General features: G+C 70.9%; 2 protein-coding genes. Both read left to right on the top strand.

Going from position 1 to position 1404, the window contains the following annotated elements; genetic code table 11:
* On the top strand, positions 1-927 hold a 927-nt coding region (locus ACEN88_RS31705), incomplete at its 5' end, for a sigma 54-interacting transcriptional regulator (protein ID WP_413346133.1).
* A gap of 114 nt (positions 928-1041) precedes the next feature.
* On the top strand, positions 1042-1404 hold a 363-nt coding region (locus ACEN88_RS31700), incomplete at its 3' end, for a pyridoxal-phosphate dependent enzyme (protein WP_413346131.1).

Genomic DNA, 1404 nt, shown 5'->3' with positions numbered 1-1404 from the left:
GCGATGGAACGGCTGCGCCAGACCGTCGTGCTGTACGCGCGCTCGCCGGCGACGGTGCTGATCCAGGGCGAGACGGGCAGCGGCAAGGAACTCGTCGCCCAGGCCATCCACCGCGAAAGTCCGCGGCGCGGCGCGAACCGGCCGTTCATCGCCGTCAACTGCGGCGCGATCGCCGAGTCGCTGCTGGAATCGGAACTGTTCGGCCACGAGGAAGGCGCGTTCACGGGCGCCCGCCGCGGCGGCCACGCGGGCCTGTTCGAGGCGGCGGACGGCGGCACCCTGTTCCTCGACGAGATCGGCGAAATGCCGCTCGCGCTGCAGACCCGATTGCTGCGCGTGCTCGAGGAGCGCGAAGTGATGCGCGTGGGCGGCACGCGGCCCGTGCCCATCGACGTGCGCGTGATCAGTGCGACCCATTGCGACCTGGAAGCGAGAGTCCGCGAGGGGCGCTTCCGCGCCGACCTGTTCTATCGGCTGGCCGTGCTGCGCCTTGCCCTGCCCCCGCTACGCGCCCGCCCCGAGGACGTCGCGCAACTGGCCGAGTGGGCACTGAAGAACGCCCTCGCCGCGCTGAGCGCCCGGCCGCATCCGAACCTGGCGGCCGAGATCGCGGCGTGCGCACCGGTGTTGCAGGCGTACGCCTGGCCGGGCAACGTGCGCGAACTGCGCAACCTGATGGAACGCCTGGCGCTGTTCCTCGCCGCCGAGCCGCTGCAGGCGCTGACGCCCGCATTTTTATTGTCGGTGGCGCCCGAGCTGGGCGCCGGCCCTGGCCTGTCGGCCATCGCCGCGCCGGCGTCCGCAGCCCCGGCGCAGGAAACCGTGGCCGACGTCCTGGCGCGCTTCAACGGCCAGCGCGACGCGGCCGCGCGCCACCTGGGCATCAGCCGGACCACCTTGTGGCGCAGGTTAAAAGCCGGCAGCTAATCAGCCTGGGGCCGCCTTAATGCGCCCCAACGCACACGCCAATCAAAAGCCGTAGTATTATTTTTTTAATACGGCCTGGCGCCCGATCGGTGCCAGCTTTTGCACGCGCCGCCCATGAAGCGGCGCACCGCCCGTCCGCACGGAGGCAATATGCAAGACTTGTCGCAAGCTGCACTGTTTTCGCTGATCGGCAACACCCCCATGGTGGAAGTCACCCGCATGGACACGGGCCCCTGCCGCCTGTTCCTCAAGCTCGAATCCCAGAACCCCGGCGGCTCCATCAAGGACCGCGTCGGCCGCGCCATGATCGAGGCGGCGGAACGCGACGGCCGCCTGCAGCCCGGCGGCACCGTCGTCGCGGCCCCCGCCCGCCACACCGGCCGCGGCCGCGCGCGTGTGGCCCGGGTCAAGGGGGACCCCGGCGGGGTCGTGGTGGCCGCCAACATGGGGGGCGCAAAAATACGGCACCGGAAAGCC

Source organism: Massilia sp. CT11-108 (genome assembly GCF_047302915.1).
Taxonomy (GTDB): domain Bacteria; phylum Pseudomonadota; class Gammaproteobacteria; order Burkholderiales; family Burkholderiaceae_D; genus Telluria; species Telluria orientalis.
This window is presented reverse-complemented; position numbering and strand designations above follow the sequence as displayed.